Annotated in this window: 17 protein-coding genes; 11 read left to right on the top strand and 6 right to left on the bottom strand. The window is 70.3% G+C overall.

Going from position 1 to position 17,991, the window contains the following annotated elements:
- Nucleotides 1-12 precede the first annotated feature (12 nt).
- Together glmS and ACLQ2O_RS17720 are read left to right on the top strand one after the other, a co-directional pair.
- On the top strand, nucleotides 13-1,833 hold the full coding sequence (gene glmS, locus ACLQ2O_RS17725) for a glutamine--fructose-6-phosphate transaminase (isomerizing) (RefSeq protein ID WP_425832560.1): 1,821 nt from the start codon (nucleotides 13-15) through the stop codon (nucleotides 1,831-1,833).
- Nucleotides 1,834-1,891: 58 nt separating this feature from the next.
- The gene (locus tag ACLQ2O_RS17720; RefSeq protein ID WP_425832558.1) at nucleotides 1,892-3,058 is read left to right on the top strand and encodes a nucleotide sugar dehydrogenase; all 1,167 of its coding nucleotides are present in this window, start codon (nucleotides 1,892-1,894) and stop codon (nucleotides 3,056-3,058) included.
- 3 nt (nucleotides 3,059-3,061) lie between these two features.
- Here the strand turns inward: ACLQ2O_RS17720 and glsA are convergent, their stop codons facing one another.
- A complete protein-coding gene (gene glsA, locus ACLQ2O_RS17715) occupies nucleotides 3,062-4,432 on the bottom strand; it encodes a glutaminase A (RefSeq protein WP_425832556.1) in 1,371 nt (456 codons plus the stop codon).
- 126 nt (nucleotides 4,433-4,558) lie between these two features.
- Between glsA and ACLQ2O_RS17710 the strand changes: the two genes are divergently transcribed.
- Together ACLQ2O_RS17710 and ACLQ2O_RS17705 are read left to right on the top strand one after the other, a co-directional pair.
- The gene (locus ACLQ2O_RS17710; RefSeq protein WP_425832554.1) at nucleotides 4,559-5,629 is read left to right on the top strand and encodes an esterase-like activity of phytase family protein; all 1,071 of its coding nucleotides are present in this window, start codon (nucleotides 4,559-4,561) and stop codon (nucleotides 5,627-5,629) included.
- A 46-nt stretch (nucleotides 5,630-5,675) separates the two neighbouring features.
- Entirely contained in the window at nucleotides 5,676-6,599 is a 924-nt protein-coding gene (locus ACLQ2O_RS17705) for an FAD-dependent oxidoreductase (RefSeq protein WP_425832552.1), read from the top strand.
- Here ACLQ2O_RS17705 and ACLQ2O_RS17700 read toward each other — a convergent pair.
- Nucleotides 6,582-7,973, bottom strand: a complete 1,392-nt coding sequence (locus tag ACLQ2O_RS17700) for a PLP-dependent aminotransferase family protein (RefSeq protein ID WP_425832550.1) — start codon at nucleotides 7,971-7,973, stop codon at nucleotides 6,582-6,584. The genes ACLQ2O_RS17705 and ACLQ2O_RS17700 overlap by 18 nt on opposite strands.
- A 46-nt stretch (nucleotides 7,974-8,019) precedes the next feature.
- On the opposite strand from ACLQ2O_RS17700, the gene ACLQ2O_RS17695 reads away from it, so the two are divergent.
- Both ACLQ2O_RS17695 and ACLQ2O_RS17690 read left to right on the top strand, forming a co-directional pair.
- A complete protein-coding gene (locus ACLQ2O_RS17695) occupies nucleotides 8,020-8,484 on the top strand; it encodes a carboxymuconolactone decarboxylase family protein (protein WP_425832548.1) in 465 nt (154 codons plus the stop codon).
- A gap of 7 nt (nucleotides 8,485-8,491) precedes the next feature.
- The gene (locus ACLQ2O_RS17690) at nucleotides 8,492-9,199 is read left to right on the top strand and encodes an isocitrate lyase/PEP mutase family protein (RefSeq protein WP_425832546.1); all 708 of its coding nucleotides are present in this window, start codon (nucleotides 8,492-8,494) and stop codon (nucleotides 9,197-9,199) included.
- Here ACLQ2O_RS17690 and ACLQ2O_RS17685 read toward each other — a convergent pair.
- Complete coding sequence (locus ACLQ2O_RS17685; protein WP_425832544.1) at nucleotides 9,188-10,006, bottom strand: alpha/beta hydrolase family protein; 819 nt, start codon at nucleotides 10,004-10,006, stop codon at nucleotides 9,188-9,190. The genes ACLQ2O_RS17690 and ACLQ2O_RS17685 overlap by 12 nt on opposite strands.
- A 50-nt stretch (nucleotides 10,007-10,056) precedes the next feature.
- Here ACLQ2O_RS17685 and ACLQ2O_RS17680 point away from each other — a divergent pair, with 50 nt between their 5' ends.
- A complete protein-coding gene (locus ACLQ2O_RS17680) occupies nucleotides 10,057-10,719 on the top strand; it encodes a cyclase family protein (RefSeq protein WP_425832542.1) in 663 nt (220 codons plus the stop codon).
- Here the strand turns inward: ACLQ2O_RS17680 and ACLQ2O_RS17675 are convergent.
- Nucleotides 10,705-12,606, bottom strand: coding sequence for a hypothetical protein (locus ACLQ2O_RS17675; RefSeq protein WP_425832540.1), 1,902 nt, complete (start codon nucleotides 12,604-12,606; stop codon nucleotides 10,705-10,707). The genes ACLQ2O_RS17680 and ACLQ2O_RS17675 overlap by 15 nt on opposite strands.
- An 85-nt stretch (nucleotides 12,607-12,691) precedes the next feature.
- Here ACLQ2O_RS17675 and ACLQ2O_RS17670 point away from each other — a divergent pair, with 85 nt between their 5' ends.
- On the top strand, nucleotides 12,692-13,183 hold the full coding sequence (locus ACLQ2O_RS17670; RefSeq protein ID WP_425832538.1) for a pyridoxamine 5'-phosphate oxidase family protein: 492 nt from the start codon (nucleotides 12,692-12,694) through the stop codon (nucleotides 13,181-13,183).
- On the opposite strand, the gene ACLQ2O_RS17665 is transcribed toward ACLQ2O_RS17670, so the two are convergent.
- Nucleotides 13,180-15,156 (bottom strand): protein meaA, encoded by a 1,977-nt coding sequence (locus tag ACLQ2O_RS17665; protein WP_425832536.1) that lies wholly within the window; start codon nucleotides 15,154-15,156, stop codon nucleotides 13,180-13,182. The genes ACLQ2O_RS17670 and ACLQ2O_RS17665 overlap by 4 nt on opposite strands.
- A gap of 84 nt (nucleotides 15,157-15,240) precedes the next feature.
- A complete protein-coding gene (locus ACLQ2O_RS17660) occupies nucleotides 15,241-15,573 on the bottom strand; it encodes an STAS domain-containing protein (RefSeq protein ID WP_425832534.1) in 333 nt (110 codons plus the stop codon).
- Nucleotides 15,574-15,699: 126 nt separating this feature from the next.
- Here ACLQ2O_RS17660 and ACLQ2O_RS17655 point away from each other — a divergent pair, with 126 nt between their 5' ends.
- The 3 genes from ACLQ2O_RS17655 to ACLQ2O_RS17645 all read left to right on the top strand — a co-directional run bounded on the left by ACLQ2O_RS17655 (nucleotide 15,700) and on the right by ACLQ2O_RS17645 (nucleotide 17,972).
- Nucleotides 15,700-16,020 (top strand): hypothetical protein, encoded by a 321-nt coding sequence (locus tag ACLQ2O_RS17655; RefSeq protein ID WP_425832532.1) that lies wholly within the window; start codon nucleotides 15,700-15,702, stop codon nucleotides 16,018-16,020.
- Between the two features lie 181 nt (nucleotides 16,021-16,201).
- The gene (locus ACLQ2O_RS17650; RefSeq protein WP_425832530.1) at nucleotides 16,202-16,834 is read left to right on the top strand and encodes an RNA polymerase sigma factor; all 633 of its coding nucleotides are present in this window, start codon (nucleotides 16,202-16,204) and stop codon (nucleotides 16,832-16,834) included.
- Nucleotide 16,835: 1 nt separating this feature from the next.
- On the top strand, nucleotides 16,836-17,972 hold the full coding sequence (locus tag ACLQ2O_RS17645; RefSeq protein ID WP_425832528.1) for a CU044_5270 family protein: 1,137 nt from the start codon (nucleotides 16,836-16,838) through the stop codon (nucleotides 17,970-17,972).
- The last annotated feature ends 19 nt before the right edge of the window (nucleotides 17,973-17,991 follow it).

Here is a 17,991-nt window from a genome sequence, read left to right as displayed (position 1 = left end):
AGGAACCCTTCCATGTGCGGAATCGTCGGGTACGTCGGCACCAAGCCGGCCGCGCCCATCCTGGTGGACGGCCTGGCCCGGCTGGAGTACCGCGGGTACGACTCGGCGGGCGTCGCGGTGGTCGGCTCCAGCGAGCTGAAGGTGCACAAGGACGCCGGCCGGGTCCGTGAGCTGGAGGCCTCCCTGCCCAAGCGCTTCGGCGGCAAGGTCGGCATCGGCCACACCCGCTGGGCCACCCACGGGGGCCCGAGCAAGGACAACGCGCACCCGCACGCCAGCGGCAACGAGCGGATCGCGGTCGTGCACAACGGCATCTTCGACAACGCCGGCGTGCTGCGCGCCCAGCTGGAGGACGCCGGCGTCAAGCTGCGCTCCGACACCGACACCGAGGTGCTCGCGCACCTGATCGAGCAGGCCGACGGCGACACGCTCGAGGACAAGGTGCTGGCCGCGCTGCGCCGGATCGAGGGCACCTACGGCATCGCCGTGGTCGACCTCGACTTCCCCGACCGGATCGTGGTCGCCCGCAACGGCAGCCCGCTGATCCTCGGCGTCGGCGACGGCGAGATGCACGTCGCGTCCGACGCGGCCGCGCTGATCCGCTACACCCGTCAGGTCGTCTACCTGGACGACGGCGAGCTGGCCACCGTCCGCGCCGACGGCTACCGCACCTTCACCCAGGACTCGCGGACCACCACCAAGACCGAGAAGACCGTCGAGTGGGACGCCGAGGAGTTCGAGCGCGGCGCGCACGAGCACTTCATGGTCAAGGAGATCCACGAGCAGCCCGAGGCGGTCCAACGGGTCATCCGCGGCCGGCTCGACGAGCGCTTCCACGCCGTCCACCTGGGCGGCCTGAACATGGACGCCCGCGAGGCCCGCGAGATCAAGCGGGTGAAGATCCTCGGCTGCGGTTCGGCGTACTACGCCGGTCAGCTCGGCGCGCAGTTCATCGAGGAGGTCGCCCGGATCCCCGCCGACGCCGAGCCGGCGTCGGAGTTCCGCTACCGCAACCCGGTGGTCGAGCGCGACACCCTGTACGTCGCGGTCAGCCAGTCCGGCGAGACGCTGGACACCCTGGTCGCCGTGCAGGAGCTGAAGCGCAAGGGCGGCCGGGTGATCGGCCTGGTGAACGCGGTCGGCTCCAGCATCGCCCGCGAAGTCAACGGCGGCGTCTACCTGCACGCCGGGCCGGAGGTGTCGGTCGCCTCGACCAAGGCGCTGACCAACATGGCGGTCGGGTTCGCGATGCTCGGCATCCACCTGGGCCGGATCCGCGACGTCTCGCCGGCCGACGGCCGCCGCCTGATCGACGGGCTGAAGAAGATCCCCGAGCAGATCCAGGCGATCGTCGACACCGAGCAGGAGCTCGCCGAGATCGCCGGCCGGCTGGCCAAGCACGAGAGCCTGTTCTTCGTCGGCCGCACCCGTGGCTACCCGGTCGCCCGCGAGGGCGCGCAGAAGCTCAAGGAGATCTCCTACCGGCACGCCGAGGCCTACCAGACCTCCGAGCTCAAGCACGGGCCGCTGGCGCTGATCTCGCCCGACGTACCGACCGTCGCGATCGTTCCGGACGACGAACTGCTGGACCGCAACATCGGCGCCCTGCACGAGATCGCGGCCCGCTCCGGCCCCCTGTACGTCGTGACGCACCCCGGCGTCGTCGTACCGGACGGTGCGGCCGCGGTGATCCGGGTGCCGAAGAACGAGCCGGAGCTCGACCCGATCCTGCTCACGATCCCGCTGCAACTGCTGGCCTACCACGCGTCGGTCGCGCTCGGCCACGACGTCGACAAGCCGCGCAACCTGGCCAAGTCGGTCACGGTCGAGTAGCCGGCCCCGGACGGGCGGCTCCCCGGGAGCCGCCCGTTGCCGGGTAACCTCCTTGCCCATGAAGATCGCCGTCGCAGGACTTGGGTACGTCGGACTCTCGAACGCCGCCATCCTGGCGCAGCACAACGAGGTCGTCGCCGTCGACATCGCCCAGGAGCGGGTGGACCTGGTCAACCGCCAGGAGAGCCCGTTCGTCGACGAGGACCTGTCGAAGTTCCTGGCCACCGCGCCGCTCGACCTGCGGGCCACGACCGCCGCCGACGAGGTCTACGCGACGGCGGACTACGTCGTCGTCGCGACCCCGACCGACTACGACCCGACCACACTCACGTTCGACACGAAATCGGTGGAGTCGGTGATCCGCAAGGTCGTCGAGGTCTCCCCGACCGCCGTACCGGTGATCAAGTCGACGGTCCCGGTCGGGTTCAGCGAGCGGATGTCGGCCGAGTACGGCCGCCAGGTGGTGTTCTCGCCGGAGTTCCTCCGCGAGGGCCACGCGCTGCACGACAACCTCAACCCGGCCCGGATCATCGTCGGTGACGACACCCCGGCGGCCCGGCGCTTCGCCGATCTCTTGCTCGCGGGATCGGCCCGGCCGGACACCCCCGTGCTCGCGATCCGCTCGACCGAGGCCGAGGCGGTCAAGCTCTTCTCCAACACCTACCTGGCCATGCGGGTCGCCTTCTTCAACGAGCTGGACACGTTCGCGGCCCAGCACGACCTCAGCACCCGGGCGATCATCGACGGCGTCAGCCTGGAGCCCCGGATCGGCGCCGGCTACAACAACCCCTCCTTCGGGTACGGCGGCTACTGCCTGCCCAAGGACACCCGGCAGATGCTGGCCAGCTACGACAACATCCCGCAGCGGCTGATGAAGGCGATCGTCGAGTCGAACGCGACCCGCAAGGACTTCGTCGCCGAGCAGATCCTCGCGGGCAAGCCCGAGACCGTCGGCATCCACCGCCTGGTGATGAAGGAGGGCTCGGACAACTTCCGGTCCTCGAGCGTGCTCGGGATCGTGAACCGGCTCAAGCAGACCGGTGTCGAGGTGGTGATCCACGAGCCGGCGCTGGACGCCGACACGTTCGAGGGTCTGCGGGTGATCAACGACCTCGACGAGTTCAAGCGCACCGCCGAGGTCATCGTGGCCAACCGCCTGACCGGCGAGCTCGCCGACGTGGCCGACCGGGTCTACACCCGGGACGTCTTCCACATGGACGAGTAGGACTCACCACTTCCGCTCGGTCTCGCGGTGCGAAACAGCGCCTGCCGGGACCTGTGGCCGTGCCGGATCGGCGACCTTGCCGCTCAGCGTAGGGGTCGGCATTCCTCCGAGAGCCCGTCGTGAGGCGTCGGCGGCGCTGCCGAGGTCACGCCCGCGGTCGGTGCCCAGGCTCTTGTACGGGTGCAGCCCGAACCTCTCGACCAGCTGCCGGCAGACCTCCACCCCGCGGACGGAGTTCCCGGCCTCGTCCAGCCGCGGCGAGAACGTGACGACCGCCAGCCGCTTCTCGGGCACGACCATCATCACGTTGCCCGAGACGCCACTCTTGGCCGGCAGCCCGACCTGGTCGGAGAACCGGCCCGAGTCGTTGTACATCCCGCTGTGCCCCATCACCGACAGCACCCGGCCGGTCGTCTCCTGGGAGAACACCCGCTCACCCGTGTACGGCGCAACGCCACCATTCGCCAGTGTCGCGCCCGCTGCCGCCAGCCCGGCCGCGTCCACCTGCATCGAGCAGACCGCGAAGTAGAACTCGGCCGCCTTCTGCGGGGCGTCCCGGTCCGTCGGGTCCATCTTCAGCATGCCCTGGGCCGCCATCAGATTGGCCAGCCCCCGGTTGCCGTGACCGGTGTCCCGTTCGGCCAGGAACGTGCGGTGGTCGAACCCCGGCGGGCGGCCCATCATCCGGCCCCACGTCTGCTCGACCCGGGCGAACCGCTCGGACACCTCGACGCCCGACTCGACCAGGGCGAGCGTCGCGATCGCTCCCGCGTTGATCATCGGGTTCTGTGGCTTGCCGGCGGCGTCCAGCGACAACCGAGGATCGTTGAACGCTCCGCCGCTCTGCTCCTGGCCGACCCAGGTGTGCACCTCACGCGCACCGAGCTGCTCCAGCGCCATCGCGTAGCTGACCGGCTTGGAGGTCGACTGGATGCTGAAGCCGGCATTCGCGTCGCCGATCTGGTACATCTGGCCGTCCGCCGTACAGACCGCGATCCCGAACCGGTTCGGAGGCGCCTTCTTCAGCGTCGGGATGTATCCCGCGACCTCACCCGACCGGTCCGGCAGCAGGTCGGTGTAGATCTTCTCGACCGCACGGCTGAACTCCTGGAACTCCGTCGGCGGCACCACGAGGTCGCCCTCCAGCGCACGCCGAACGACAGGCTCCCGCAGGACCTCGGTGAACTGGTTGGGGTCGAGCCACTCCGGCTGTCCCGGCTGGAAGGGGCGGCCCTCGGCCAGGGCGTTCCCGATGGCGCGCTCGACCCGTGGGTCGTCGCCGCGCAGCCCCGACTGCCGCAGCTCCTCGAGCAGCTTCCACTTCCAGACCACGTTGGCGCGGTCGGTGTCGAGCGACCGAAACAGGTTGTCCATGCCGCAGAGCTTCTCCGGCCGGTGTTTCCGCTGCGGATCCGCCGCGTTACGCGGCGGTCAACCTGCCGGTCGCCGGTCGTGGAGTAAGTTCTTCGGCAGCCCTGCCCTCGTCCCGGAGGTTTCCCGATGCGCGTGAAGTCCACCCTCGCCGCGGCCGTCGTTCTCGCGTCCCTGGCAGCACCGCTGACCGCCGCCGCGACCGGGCACCCCGGTCACGGTGGCAGCTGCTCGCGCGACGCGCGTTTCCTCGGGTTCACCGACAGCCTGGACAAGACGACGTACGCCGGGCAGAAGGTCTCCGGCCTGTCCGCGCTCAACGTCACCAGGCCCGGCCACGCGGTCGCGCTGGTGGACAACGTGCAGACCAGCCCGGCCCGGGTCTTCGACCTGCGGATCAGCGGCAGGCCGACGGTCTCCGTCGACGGAATGACCATCTTGCGGCGGCCCGACGGTACGCCGTACACGGGAGCCGACTTCGACGGCGAAGGCCTGGTCGTCGAGCGCGGCGAGCGGACCATCCTGGCCACGTCGGAGCGTGAGCCCACCATCCGGCGCTTCCGTCTCTCCGACGGCCGGCAGATCGGCGAGCTGCCGATCCCCGCACGTTTCCAGGTCGCGCCGGCCGGTCAGGCGACGAGCAACGCGACCTTCGAGTCGCTCGCCGTGAGCCCCGACGGCTTCTCCCTGTACGCCGGAATGGAGAGCCCGCTCAGCCCCGACGGCGCCAACCGCAACCGCATCATCCGGTACGCCGGCCTGCCGGGCCACGGCTACAAGCCGGTCGGCCAGCTCGCGTACCAGACCGACCCGGGCCTGAGCCTGGTCGAGTTGGCGGTCGCCGGCCGCGACCAGCTCGTGTCGATGGAGCGCACGTTCGTCCCGGACGTCGGCAACACGATCCGGGTCTTCTCGGTCTCCACCAAACACGCCCCGGATGTCAGCAAGCGTGAGTCGATCGCGGCCGCTCCCGCGAAGGACTTCGTCCAGAAGAAGCTGCTGTTCGACCTGGTCGACTGCCCGCCGTCGGGCGCGGTCGCCAAGCAGCCGCAGCCGAACCCGCTGCTCGACAACGTCGAGGCCCTGGCCCTCGGCGGCTACCTGCCGGGCGGCCGTCGCCAGCTCTTCCTGCTGTCGGACGACAACGACGGACCGACCCAGACCACCCGGCTCTACTCGCTCGCCGTAGACCTGCGCTGAGCCCTGTGACTGGCGGGGACAGTGGTGAACAGGTGACAATCTGTGGATGCGCGTGATCGTAGTGGGTGCCGGCGTGATCGGGCTGAGCTCGGCCGTCCGGCTGGCTGAGGCCGGGTACGACGTCGGGGTGTTCGCGCGGGACCTGCCGCTGGAGACGACGTCGGCGGTGGCTGCCGCGATCTGGTACCCGTTCCTGTCGGCTCCGGCGGAGCGGGTCGCCGGCTGGGCCCGGACGACGTACGGCGAACTGGTGGAGCTCGCCGAGCGGGAGCCGTCGGTTCAGCTGCGGCACGGGCGGGAGTACCTGACCCAGTCGACGCCGGCCCCCGCGTGGGCCGACGTGCTCGGCGACCTCGAGCGGATCGGGGCGCCGCCGAAGGGGTTCAAGGACGGCTGGTCGTTCACCACGCCGATCGTCGAGATGCCGCTCTACCTGCAGTACCTGGTCAAGCGGCTGGAGGCTGCCGGCGGCTCGCTGACCCGTTCCGCGCTCTCAGCCCTGCCCAACACGGCCGACGTCGTCGTGAACTGCGCGGGACTCGGTGCCCGGCTCACCGCCGGCGACCCGACCGTCACACCGGTCCGCGGGCAGGTCCTGACCGTCGAGCAGTTCGGCCTGACCGAGTGGCTGCTGGCCGACGAGAGCCCGACCGACCTCACGTACGTCGTACCGCGGTCGAACGACATCGTCATCGGTGGCACCAGCCAGCCCGACAGCTGGGACCTGGCGGCCCGGCCCGATACAGCGCAGGCGATCCTCGCCAGGGCAGCCGTGCACATCCCGGAGCTCGAGCAGGCCAAGGTCATCAAGCACCGCGTCGGTCTGCGGCCGGCTCGTCCGGCCGTCCGCTGCGAGAGCGTGCGCAACGGCGACCAGACCGTCGTGCACTGCTACGGCCACGGCGGCTCGGGCGTCACCCTGTCGTGGGGCTGCGCCGACGAGGTCCTGTCGCTAGTCAAGAACGCCTAGCACCTGGCAGAGCAGGTCCAAGGCGCCGGAGTACGCGTGATCCGGCGGCGTGCCGTAGCCGACGACGAGTGCCTGGCGGGTCGAGTCATCGTTGAAGTGGTACGAGTTGAGGTTGGCCACACCGAGCCCCTGGCGGGCAGCCCGGTCGACCATGTCCTGCGCGTCTCCTGGTACGTCGAGCAGAACGTGCAGCCCGGCTGAGATGCCAGCCACTCGTACGCCGGGCGCCCGCACGCCGAGCAGCTCGACCAGGCGGTCGCGGCGACGGCGGTAGTGCAGCCGCGACCGTCGTACGTGCCGGTCGTAGTGGCCTGACTCGATGTACTCGGCCAGGATCAGCTGTTCGAGCGTGGCGGTCTGCAGGTCCGCGGTGCGCTTCGCGGCGAGCAGCGGCTCCATCAGACGCTGCGGCGCGACCATCCAGGCCAGTCGCAGCCCGGGCGCGAGGCTCTTGCTCGCCGTACCGGTGTAGACGACGCGCTCGGGGTCCAGCGTCTGCAGCGCGCCGACGGTCTGCCGGTCGTAGCGGAACTCACCGTCGTAGTCGTCCTCGATCAGGACCGCGCCGGTCTCGCGGGCCCATTCCAGCGCCGCCGTACGCCGCTCCGCCACCATCGGTACGCCGGTCGGCATCTGGTGGGCAGGAGTGAGCAGCACGGCCTGACCGGTCAGCTGATCAGTCCGTACGCCGTACTCGTCGACAGGGATCGGTGCCGCGGTCAGACCCCGCGTCCTGATCACGTCCCAGTGCAGGCTGTAGCCGAACTCCTCGACCCCGATCGTCGTGGCGCCCTGGTTGCGCAGCGTTTCACTGAGCAGGTTGAGGGCCTGGACGTAGCCGGAGCAGATCAGGATGCGCTCGGGGTCGGCGTGGACGCCGCGGGCCCGGGCCAGGTAGTCGGCCAGCATCCGGCGGAGCTCTGGGCGGCCGCGCGGGTCGCCGTACCCGAAGGCGTCGTTCGGGGCTGCCGAGAGCGCCTTACGCGCGGCTGCCAGCCACTCGGTCCGGGGAAAGGTGGCAACGTCAGGCGAACCGGGCCGGAGGTCGTACCGGAAGCGGCGGGCCGGAGGCGGTGTCGTCGGCGCCGGGGGCGGAGTCACACCGGGGCGGCCTGCGACGACCGTGCCGGAGCCCTGGCGCGCGGTCAGCCAGCCCTCGGCGACCAGCTGGCCGTAGGCGTCGGCGACGGTGTTCCGGGCGATGCCCAGGTCCTTCGCGAGCGTCCTGGACGACGGCAGCCGGGTCCCGGGGACGAGCCGGCCGCTGCGGATCGAGGTGTGCAGGGCGGCGACCAGGTCAGCGCGGCCGCGGCTGCCCGTCAGATCCAGGTGCAGGTCCGCTCCCGCCTCTGAATTGGCCCTTCCATCCGTCATGGAAATGGACCATACCCCCGGGCCGGTTCGCGACTAGCGTGGCGCTATGAGCACAACGACGAAGCGACGGGTGAAGGTGGCCTCACTGGCCCCCGAGTTCTACCAGGCGATGATCGCGCTGGACGCGCAGTCCGCGACCGGTCTGGACCCGCTGCTTGCCCACCTGGTCCGGATCCGCGCCTCGCAGCTGAACGGCTGCGCCTACTGCCTCGACATGCACACCCTGGACGCCCGGCACGAGGGCGAGACCGAGCAGCGGCTGCACCTGGTCGCCGCGTGGCGTGAGGCCGGCAAGTTCTTCACCGAGCAGGAGCGGGCCGCGCTGGCCCTGACCGAGGCAATCACGCTGATCAGCGTGGACCAGGTGCCCGACGAGGTGTACGACGCGGCCGCCGAGCAGTTCGCCGACAAGGAGCTGGCCCAGCTGATCAGCCTGATCATCTGCATCAACGCCTGGAACCGGATCGGTGTCACCGGCCGCCTGGAGCCCGGCCACTACTCCCCGAGCTGAGGCAACGATGAGCCATGCGGAGAGCCTGCGGGCACTGCACCACGGCGACACTCCACTGGTCCTGCCGAACGCGTGGGACCCGGTCAGCGCCCGGATCGTCGCCGAGAGCGGCTACCCGGCGGTGGCGACCAGCAGCGGGGCGGCAGCCCGGGTGATCGGGTACGACGACGGCCAGCTGACCCCTGCGGCCGAGATGTTCACGCTGGTCGCCCGGATCGTCCGGGCGGTCGACGTACCGGTCACCGCGGACATGGAGGCCGGGTACGGGCTGAGCCCACGGGAGTTCGCGGAGCGGTTGCTGGAGACCGGAGCGGCCGGCTGCAACCTGGAGGACTCGACCGGAAGCGGTCTGACGACGCCGGAGCGGCACGCGGACTACCTGGCCGGCGTACGGGAGGTCGCCGGCGCCGATCTGGTGGTCAACGCGCGGATCGACACGTTCCTGCACGGTGGAACGGTCGCCGACGCGATCGCCCGTGGCCGGGCCTACCGCAGGGCCGGTGCGGACTGCGTGTACCCGATCTTCGCGCCGGTGGAGTCGATCGCCGAGCTCAAGGAAGGCATCGGCGGCCCGCTCAACGCGCACGCCGCTCCAGACGGACCGACCGCGGCGCAGCTCGTGGCGGCTGGGGCGACCCGGATCTCCTACGGCACCAGCCTGCACGGCCACGTAATGGACAGCTTCCGCAAGCTGCTGCCCGAGCTAACGCTGTAGCAACCGCAGGGTCTCCTTGCGGCAGGCGGCCCAGGCGTCGTGCTTCGGGTCGATCAGCTCGAAGTGCCCGACGCCGGGCAGCTCGGTCAGGGCCACAGCTCCACCTGCCTTCTTCGCGGCAGCCAGGTACCGCTGGCTCTGGTCCAGCGGCACCTGGCCGTCGCGAGTGCCGTGCACCAGAGCCACCGGAACCTTCAACGGCAGCTGCTCGTACGGCGATGCTGAGGCGTACCGCTTCTGGTCCTCGGTCGGTGTGGCGCCCATCAGCTGCACTACCGCGTCACCACCGACCTGGGCGTCGTACGCGTTCACCAGGTCGAGCACTCCGGCCTGGGAGACCGCGCCTTTCAACACCACGCGTCCAGTCCGGCCGGCTGCCCAGACGGCGAGGTGGCCGCCGGCCGAGTGCCCCACCGCGACCACCTGATCGACAGCGACCCGCGGCTGATCGGCCAACGCGTCGATCGCCGCCGCGACGTCGTCGAAGGTCATCGGCCAGCCACCACCGTTGCCCACCCGCCGGTACTCGATCGCGTAGCCCGCGACGCCGCTCTTGGCCAGGTCTTCGGCCAGCGGCGTGGCCAGCTCCTTGCCGTACCCACTCATCCAGAAGCCGCCGTGGATCACCACGACCGCGGGGACCTTCTCAGAGCCCGGCGGAAGGTAGAGGTCAGCGACCTGCGAGTCGTCGTCGCCGTACCGGATCTCCTGCGTCCCGCCGGCCGAACGCGAGGACGGCTCCGAGCAAGCAGCCAGTCCGGCGAGCAAGGCGGAGCCACCCACGAGCACGCCTCGTCTGCTGATCATGACGAGGGCTTCGGTACGGCGGCCGATCGGGATGGGTGAGGATGGGACTCATGTACGTCGAGCTGAACCACGTGATCCACGAAGGCATGGTCACCCTGCCGAACCTGCCCCGCCCGGAACTCGGTCTGCACCTGACCCGTGAGGCGTCGAGGGAGCTCTACGCGCCGGGCACCGAGTTCGAGATCGGCAGCATCTCGATGGTCGCGAACACCGGGACGTACCTGGACAGTCCCTACCACCGCTACCCCGACGGGCACGATCTCACCGGCTTCCCGCTCGACCGGCTCGTCGACCTGCCCGCGGTGCTGGTCCGGGTGGACGGCGACCGGTTCGGTGTCGACGCGGCCGTGCTGGCGCCGTACGACGTCGCCGGCAAGGCGGTGCTGCTGCACACCGGGGACGACGCCCGTTTCGGCACCCCGCAGTACGTGGAGGACGCGCACTTCCTCACCCGGGACGGGGCCGAGCACCTGATCGGCGCGGGCGCCGTGCTGGTCGGGATCGACGCGGCCAACATCGACGACATGACCGACGGCACCCGGCCGTCGCACACGCTGCTGCTCGCGGCCGGGCTGCCGATCGTCGAGCACCTCACGGGCCTGGAGCAACTGCCGCCGACCGGTGCGATCTTCACCGCCGCTCCCCCGCGGATCGCCGGGCTGGCCACTTCTACCGTGCGCGCCTTCGCCAAGCTGCCCTCAGGTCAGGCCTAGGCGCAGCGCGTAGACCAGTGCCCAGTCCTGGTCGTTGGCGAGTGGGTCAGCCACGTGGGCGGGCAGGTTGTTGACCGCGCTCGGGTAGACGAACGCGCAGGTGGCCGTGCCGTCGGGGTGGAAGTTGGCCAGGTTGGCCCGGAGGATCGCCTCCCCTGCAGGGCGCAGCTCGTCGGTCGGCCAGGTCAGGTAGACCGCCGCGCTGAGCACGGACCAGTAGTGCGGGAACACGTCACCCCACAGCCTCAGCAGACCGAACCAGTAGCCGTCCCAGTGGCGGATGGGGACGTGCCGCAGGCGTACGTCGGGCTGGTCGGCGGCGAACGCGGTCAGCCAGGGCAGCCGAAGAGTCAGCTCTTCCAGCGGCACCATGCCTTCCTCGTACGCCGCCAGCAGCAGCTCCAGCAGCGGTGCGACCATCGACTGCTCGTAGTTGACCTCGTGCGGCGGCAGGTCGTCGCCGTACTCGATGAAGGCGGCCGCGTGCCGGCGCAGGTGCTCCCGCATCCGCGACGCGGTCTCCGCAGAGGTCACAGCGGCCAACGCACGCAGCAGCGGGCCGAGGTCGAAGGCGAGGAAGTGGTCGCCTCCGAGCGCGTAGTACCGGTCGAGGATGCGGACCGCGCCGTCGACGTCGCCCTGGCCGAGCAGGAAGCGGGCGAACCACGGGAAGTTGTAGAGGCGGGTCCGGCTCTCGTGCAGGCTGTCGTCGGCGACCGTGCCGTCCGCCGCGACCAGGTGCTCGGCAACGAACTCCTGATAGCCGGCGAGAGCCTCGTCCAGCTCGGCGCGCGAGCCCCACCCGCGGTCACGCGCCTCCTGTAGAAGCAGCGCGGTGCCGATCCGCTCCCGCGCGTCGGACCAGTCGCGCCAGCCGCCGGACAGCAGGCGCAGACCCGTGCGTGCGTCGTACGGGACGAAGGAGAAGCGCCGGCTGTCGCTCAGCTCGACCGGACGCTGGTGGTCGAGGACGAACCGGATCCGGCGCTCGACGATCTCGCGCAACGGGTCGTGGAAGAGCAGGCCGACGCGAGAGCGGACCTTGCCGTCGGTGACCTCGGCGTAGACGACCCCCGGCGCGTCACCAACGACAGCTGGAGGCCCGGTGACCCCATCAGCAAGCGACAGCGCCAGCGACGAGCCGACCAGGCCGGCCAGCTCAGGTGCGGAGACCAGCGGCTGCCAGCTCGTCCGGAAGTCGGCCAGTGAGTCGAACCACTCCAGCTGCCAGGTCCACCGGTAGGACTCACCAGGCGCGAGCACCACAGGCTCTTGCCCGCCCAGAGCATGCGGCGCCCGAGCGTGGTCCGTGACGTGCAGGTAGAGGTGCCCGCGACTGTTGCTGCTGGTCTCGGCGTCGCGCGACTCGACCGAGTACGCCCACAGCTCGCCCTCGATCAGCCGCAGGCCCAGACCGGGCCCACTGCCGTCCATCGGCTGCGCCCAGACCCAGGAGTCGGCACCACCGGTCCACACATGAGCGTGTACGGCGCCGCGCAGGCTCTCGCGGCTGGAGCTGTAGAGGTCGCGCCACGGCGTACTGACTGCAATAGAACCAAGGTCCAAGGAGGACGCACCGGTGTTGCGCAGCTCGTACGTCTCGGTCCACCGCTCCCCGAACCGCCTGCCGACCCGCAGCTCCAGCGGCCCGAAGCGGTACAGCAGGTCGATCCCACTCGACCGCCAGCGAGTAAACGAAGGAGCGTCGAAGCGAAAGCTCCCGGCCGACGTGATCACGAACCCCTTGCCCCAGTGGTGCGTCGGGTCGTGCCACGCACCGTCCGAGAGCAGCATCGAGTGCCCGCGCACCGGGTGCTGCACGGCCGAGACCGCCCCGTCGTCGCCGACTTCGACCTGTCCGGCCCCGAGCGCAAAAGTTTCCGGCATTTCCCCAACCTAGCGATGTCGAGAGCCGCCGAGCAGCCTCGTCCCCCTCGTACAAGCGCCGAACAACAGACAAGGAACCACCACGATGAACCAGCAAGAGATCGCCGAGATCCTGGCCAAGCCGTACGCGCAGCAACTGCTGTTCGGCGACCAGCCGGCCCGGTTCTCCTACGTCGCCCTCAACGGCGAGCCGCGGGTGATCCCGATCGGCTTCCACTTCGACGGCGAGAAGCTGCAGAGCTTCACCATCCCGAAGTCCGCCAAGGTCAAGGCGCTGCGCAAGAACCCGCGGGTCGCCCTCACCATCGACAAGGCGGCCTTCCCACCGAAGGTGCTGCTGATCCGCGGCAGCGTCGAGCTGCAGCTCGAGGACGGCGTACCGGAGGAGTACGTCGTCTCCGGCAAGAAGGTGATGACGGACGAGCAGCACGTCGACTGGACCGCCGGCGTGAAGGACCTCTACGACCAGATGGTCCGCATCACCTTGACGCCGGGCTGGGTCAAGCTGCTCGACTTCGAGACCACGCTCCCGAAGGACGTCGAGGACCTGATCAGGGCCAAGCAGGCCCAGGGCTAGAGACCGTGCGCGCGGCGGATGACGTCGACGACGTCGGCCATCATGCCGGTCAGGTCGTAGTCCTTCGGGGTGTAGACGGCGGCGACGCCGGCTGACTTCAGCGCGCGGGCGTCGCCGTCGGGCACGATGCCACCGACCACGACCGGTACGTCGGACAGGCCCGCCGCGCACAGCCCGGCGACCACCTGCGGGACCAGTTCCATGTGGGAGCCGGACAGGATCGACAGGCCGACGCAGTGCACGTCCTCGGCGACCGCGGCGGCCACGATCTGCTCGGGCGTCAGCCGGATGCCCTGGTAGATCACCTCGAACCCGACGTCACGAGCCCGTACGGCGACCTGCTCCGCGCCGTTCGAGTGCCCGTCCAGCCCGGGCTTGCCGACCAGGAACCGCAGCCGCCCGCCGAGCTCCTCGGCCGTCGCCGCGACCTTGGTCCGTACGGCGGCGATCTCGGCTCCCGCACCGGACACCCCGACCGAGCCCGACACCCCGGTCGGCGCCCGGTACTCGCCGAACATCTCCCGCAGTACGCCGGACCACTCGCCCGTCGTCACCCCGGCCCGGACACAGGTCAGCGTCGCCTGCATCAGGTTGTCCGTCCCCTTGGCCGCCTCGCGCAACGACGAGAGCGCCTCGTCGACAGCCGAGGGGTCACGCGAGGAGCGCCACTGCTCCAACGACTTCAGCGCCGCCGCCTCGGCGCCCGGGTCAGCGGTCTGGATCGCGGCGTCCAGGTCGGCGGTCAGCGGCGACGGCTCGGTGTTCTCGAACTTGTTGACCCCGACGACCACGTGCTCGCCGGACTCGATCCGCTGCCGCCGCTCGGCGTGCGACGCGACCAGCGCCTGCTTCAGGTAGCCGCTCTCGACCGCGGCGACCGCACCGCCCATCGCCTGCACGCGGTCGATCTCCTCGCGGGCGCCCTCGACCAGCTCGGCGACCTTCGCCTCGATCACGTGCGAGCCGTCGAAGATGTCCTCGTACTCCAGCAGGTCCGACTCGTACGCGAGCACCTGCTGCATCCGCAGCGACCACTGCTGGTCCCACGGGCGCGGCAGGCCGAGCGCCTCGTTCCAGGCCGGCAGCTGGACGGCGCGGGCGCGCGCGTTCTTCGACAGCGTCACGCCGAGCATCTCCAGCACGATCCGCTGCACGTTGTTCTCGGGCTGCGCCTCGGTCAGGCCGAGCGAGTTCACCTGGACGCCGTACCGCAGCCGCCGGGCCTTCGCGTCGGTCACGCCGTACCGGTTCCGGCAGATCTCGTCCCACAGCCGCACGAAGGCCCGCATCTTGCAGGTCTCCTCGATGAACCGGACGCCGGCGTTGACGAAGAACGAGATCCGCTGCACCACGTCGCCGAACCGCTCCGGCGGCACCTGGCCGCCGTCGCGGACGCGATCCAGGACGGCGATCGCCGTCGACAGCGCGAAGGCCAGCTCCTGCACCGGCGTCGCGCCGGCCTCCTGGAGGTGGTAGCTGCAGATGTTGATCGGGTTCCACTGCGGGACGTCGGTCACCGTGTAGGCGATCAGGTCGGTGGTCAGCCGCAGCGACGCGTCCGGCGGGAACGCGTAGGTCCCGCGGGACAGGTACTCCTTGACGATGTCGTTCTGCGTGGTCCCGGTCAGCTCGTCCGGCGTCGCGCCCTGCTCCTGCGCGGCGACCTGGTAGAGCGCGAGCAGCCACATCGCCGTCGCGTTGATCGTCATCGAGGTGTTCATCCGCGCGAGCGGGATCTGGTCGAACAGCGCCCGGACGTCGCCCAGGTGCGCGACCGGTACGCCGACCTTGCCGACCTCGCCCTTGGCCAGCACGTGGTCCGGGTCGTAGCCGGTCTGCGTGGGCAGGTCGAAGGCGACCGAGAGCCCGGTCTGGCCCTTGGCCAGGTTGCGCCGGAACAGCGCGTTGGACTCGGCCGCCGACGAGTGGCCGGCGTACGTGCGCATCACCCAGGGTCGGTCCTTCGCGGTCATGTACCCGAGAGTAGGACTGTGTGACCTTGTGAGTCCGCAGCTCGTGACGGGTGTCACGGGCGGCTTAGATCACAGCGGTGAGGCCTAGGCAGAGATCGGGAGGGGGGTCCTCTCGACCGCGAGAATCCGGTGCAGCCGGGTGACCGCGAGGATGCGGACCACCGACGGCACCGGGTGCCGCAGGACGAGCCGGCGCCCGAGCAGCTGGGTCCGGCGGTGGGTGGCGACCAGCAGGCCGAGCCCGGTGGCGTCGACCGCGTCGACCGCCTCCAGGTCCACCACGACGTCGCCGTCGGTGCGGTCTATCAGGTCGTTGAGCAGTTGACGAACGACGCCCACCGAGCGGACGTCCAGCAGTCCGGCCAGGCGGACCACGTTGTCGTTGACGGAACCTGCGCTTGGGGTCGGTGCGATCATGTCCGTGCCCTCCGCTCTACCGGCAGCCCCCGAGGCCGCACTGCAGCGTGTGTTGGTAAAGACTCCCCGGCGACCCCGGAGGTTGCCAAGACCTCACGATCTTTTTCTTCGGGAGACACTGTGAGGGTGTTCGCCGACCGGTACTTTCTCTTCCCCGTGGTCGCCATCGCCCTCACCGGCGGGGTGGTGCTGCTGTGCCGCTGGGCGTTCTCACGCCCCAAGGGCGGCTCGCTGGTGCGCCGTACTGACTACTCCCCGGCCGAAAAGGACAAGTTCGGACTGCTCGTCGACGTCCGGACCACGACGTCGTACAACGAGGCCCGGGTCGCGGTGTCGAAGCTGAAGGAGCTCGGCATCAAGGCGACCGCCGCCCGGACCAAGGACGGCTGGTCGGTCTACGTCTGGCCCAAGGACGAGGCGGCCGCCCGGGGGTTCCTCGGCCGGTAGCCCACCGGTTTCCCTCGGCTGTCCTCCGGCCGGCCCGCCCGCGCGTCAACGTCGCGGCAGGCTGTCGGGGTACGAGAAGGGTTCTGGGGACATCGGACAAGAACAGGGTGAGCCGAACGGCAGCACCGCTGCCACGGGTCCCGCAGCGGGACCTGCCCAGGCCGGTCGAGTGAGGAGCTCGATGACCCCCGACCTCGCGCTGGCAACGGTCGCGTTGCCGGCCCGTCCGGCCGCCGTACGAGCTGTGGTGCCCGACGAGGACGCACGTCTGCTGGAGTCGACGGTGCGCAACCCCGACCGGTTCACGCTGATCTTCGACAAGTACTTCCCGCAGGTGCACGCGTACGTCGCCCGCCGGCTCGGGCCGGATCTCGCCGACGACCTGTCCTCGGAGACCTTCCTGATCGCGTTCCGGCAGCGGGACCGGTTCGACAGCCGCAGTGGCGTGGTCCGGGCCTGGCTGTACGGGATCGCCACCAACCTGATCCGCCGGCACCGGCGTGACGAGGTCCGGGCCTGGCGGGCGACCGCCAAGCTGCCCCTCCCCCTGCCGTCCGGCGGGCACGAGGAGCGGGTCGCCGCGCAGGTCACTGCCGAGGGCGCCAGGCGCCAGCTCGCCGCCGGGCTGGCGAAGGTGTCCGGCAAGGACCGTGAGGTGCTCATGCTGGTCGCACTCGGCGGACTGAGCTACGACGAGGTCGCGGCGGCACTGGGGATCGCGTACGGCACGGTCTGCTCGCGGCTGTCGCGCGCCAGACGCGTCGTACGGGAGCATCTGGGCGACACCGACCCGACCAAGCTGGAGGAGGACTGAGATGGACGACCTCGACAAGCTCCGCTCGGCCTTCCCCGAGCCGCCCGGGCCGACGCCTGAGGCGACGGCGAAGGCCCGGCGCGAACTGGAGGCACTGGTCAGGGCTGAGGAGACTCCGCCGAGCCGGGCCAGCCGCTGGTACGCCGCGACGCGTTCTGGCCGGGTGGGGATCGTGCTGACCGCTGCTGCGGCGACGGTGGCGCTGGTTGCGTTGGCGACGCCTGTGCTGCTCTCCCCCGGCTCTGGGCCGGACGCTGCCCCAGTGCCTGGTACGACGTCGGTGCCGCAGCTCAGGACGGCTAGCCAGGTGCTGCTGGACCTCGCGGTGAAGCAGGAGCAGAACGAGAAGGTCTCCGGCAAGTACTTCCGGGTGCGGAGCCTGCAGCTGCGGGGGACGACCACGGTCGGCAAGCCGGCGTACAAGCTGGAGCGGCGGAACATCACCGAGAGTTGGATGCCGATGCAGACCGGTGTCGAGTCCTGGTTCGGCTGGGTCGACCTGGGGGCGCGGCCTGCCACGCCGGCCGACACGGCGCAGTGGAAGGCGCAGGGGTCGCCGCGGTCGTGGCAGCTGTCGTACGAGGTCGACCCGGTGACGATGGCGGCGGGTGAGCCGGTCGTGCGCGAGATGACCTTCGACGAGGTGCCGCCGGGGTACTACCTGAGCGGGATCAAGCCGGTCACGGCGCAGCAGATCCAGGCGCTGCCGACCGACCCGGACAAGCTGCGGGCGGTGCTGGCCGCGGGGGCTGATCCGAGAGCGACCGACAGCGAGATCGACTACCAGATGTTCAGCGCGGCCGGGCGGTTGCTGTTCGAGATGCCGTCGCCGCCGAAGCTGCGCGGCGCGGCGCTGCGGGTGCTGTCGATGCTGCCCGGGACCAAGTACGAGCTGAACGTGAAGGATCCGATCGGCCGGACCGGCACAGCCTTCACCTATGACTGGGCGGGCCCCGGCGGCAAGCCGGGCGCCGAGCCCACCCTGTTCAACGACGGCCGCACCCGGTACGTCGTCGACACCACCACCGGGCGGCTCCTCAGCTCCGAGTCCATCGGCCCCAAGCAGGGCGCGAGCGTGGTCCTCGCCTCGGGCTGGACCGACGAGAACCCCGCTGCCCCGTCAAAAGCAATCCGCTGACCTGGCTCCCTTCTGAACG

This window comes from Kribbella sp. DT2 (assembly GCF_049844575.1).
Lineage (GTDB): Bacteria > Actinomycetota > Actinomycetes > Propionibacteriales > Kribbellaceae > Kribbella.
This window is presented reverse-complemented; position numbering and strand designations above follow the sequence as displayed.

Excerpts from the sequence above, each read along its gene's own strand:
- glmS (WP_425832560.1), top strand. The coding sequence starts at position 13 with ATGTGCGGAATCGTCGGGTACGTCGGCACCAAGCCGGCCGCGCCCATC.
- ACLQ2O_RS17720 (WP_425832558.1), top strand. The coding sequence starts at position 1,892 with ATGAAGATCGCCGTCGCAGGACTTGGGTACGTCGGACTCTCGAACGCC.
- glsA (WP_425832556.1), bottom strand. The coding sequence starts at position 4,432 with ATGGACAACCTGTTTCGGTCGCTCGACACCGACCGCGCCAACGTGGTC.
- ACLQ2O_RS17710 (WP_425832554.1), top strand. The coding sequence starts at position 4,559 with ATGCGCGTGAAGTCCACCCTCGCCGCGGCCGTCGTTCTCGCGTCCCTG.
- ACLQ2O_RS17705 (WP_425832552.1), top strand. The coding sequence starts at position 5,676 with ATGCGCGTGATCGTAGTGGGTGCCGGCGTGATCGGGCTGAGCTCGGCC.
- ACLQ2O_RS17700 (WP_425832550.1), bottom strand. The coding sequence starts at position 7,973 with ATGACGGATGGAAGGGCCAATTCAGAGGCGGGAGCGGACCTGCACCTG.
- ACLQ2O_RS17695 (WP_425832548.1), top strand. The coding sequence starts at position 8,020 with ATGAGCACAACGACGAAGCGACGGGTGAAGGTGGCCTCACTGGCCCCC.
- ACLQ2O_RS17690 (WP_425832546.1), top strand. The coding sequence starts at position 8,492 with ATGAGCCATGCGGAGAGCCTGCGGGCACTGCACCACGGCGACACTCCA.
- ACLQ2O_RS17685 (WP_425832544.1), bottom strand. The coding sequence starts at position 10,006 with ATGATCAGCAGACGAGGCGTGCTCGTGGGTGGCTCCGCCTTGCTCGCC.
- ACLQ2O_RS17680 (WP_425832542.1), top strand. The coding sequence starts at position 10,057 with ATGTACGTCGAGCTGAACCACGTGATCCACGAAGGCATGGTCACCCTG.
- ACLQ2O_RS17675 (WP_425832540.1), bottom strand. The coding sequence starts at position 12,606 with ATGCCGGAAACTTTTGCGCTCGGGGCCGGACAGGTCGAAGTCGGCGAC.
- ACLQ2O_RS17670 (WP_425832538.1), top strand. The coding sequence starts at position 12,692 with ATGAACCAGCAAGAGATCGCCGAGATCCTGGCCAAGCCGTACGCGCAG.
- ACLQ2O_RS17665 (WP_425832536.1), bottom strand. The coding sequence starts at position 15,156 with ATGACCGCGAAGGACCGACCCTGGGTGATGCGCACGTACGCCGGCCAC.
- ACLQ2O_RS17660 (WP_425832534.1), bottom strand. The coding sequence starts at position 15,573 with ATGATCGCACCGACCCCAAGCGCAGGTTCCGTCAACGACAACGTGGTC.
- ACLQ2O_RS17650 (WP_425832530.1), top strand. The coding sequence starts at position 16,202 with ATGACCCCCGACCTCGCGCTGGCAACGGTCGCGTTGCCGGCCCGTCCG.
- ACLQ2O_RS17645 (WP_425832528.1), top strand. The coding sequence starts at position 16,836 with ATGGACGACCTCGACAAGCTCCGCTCGGCCTTCCCCGAGCCGCCCGGG.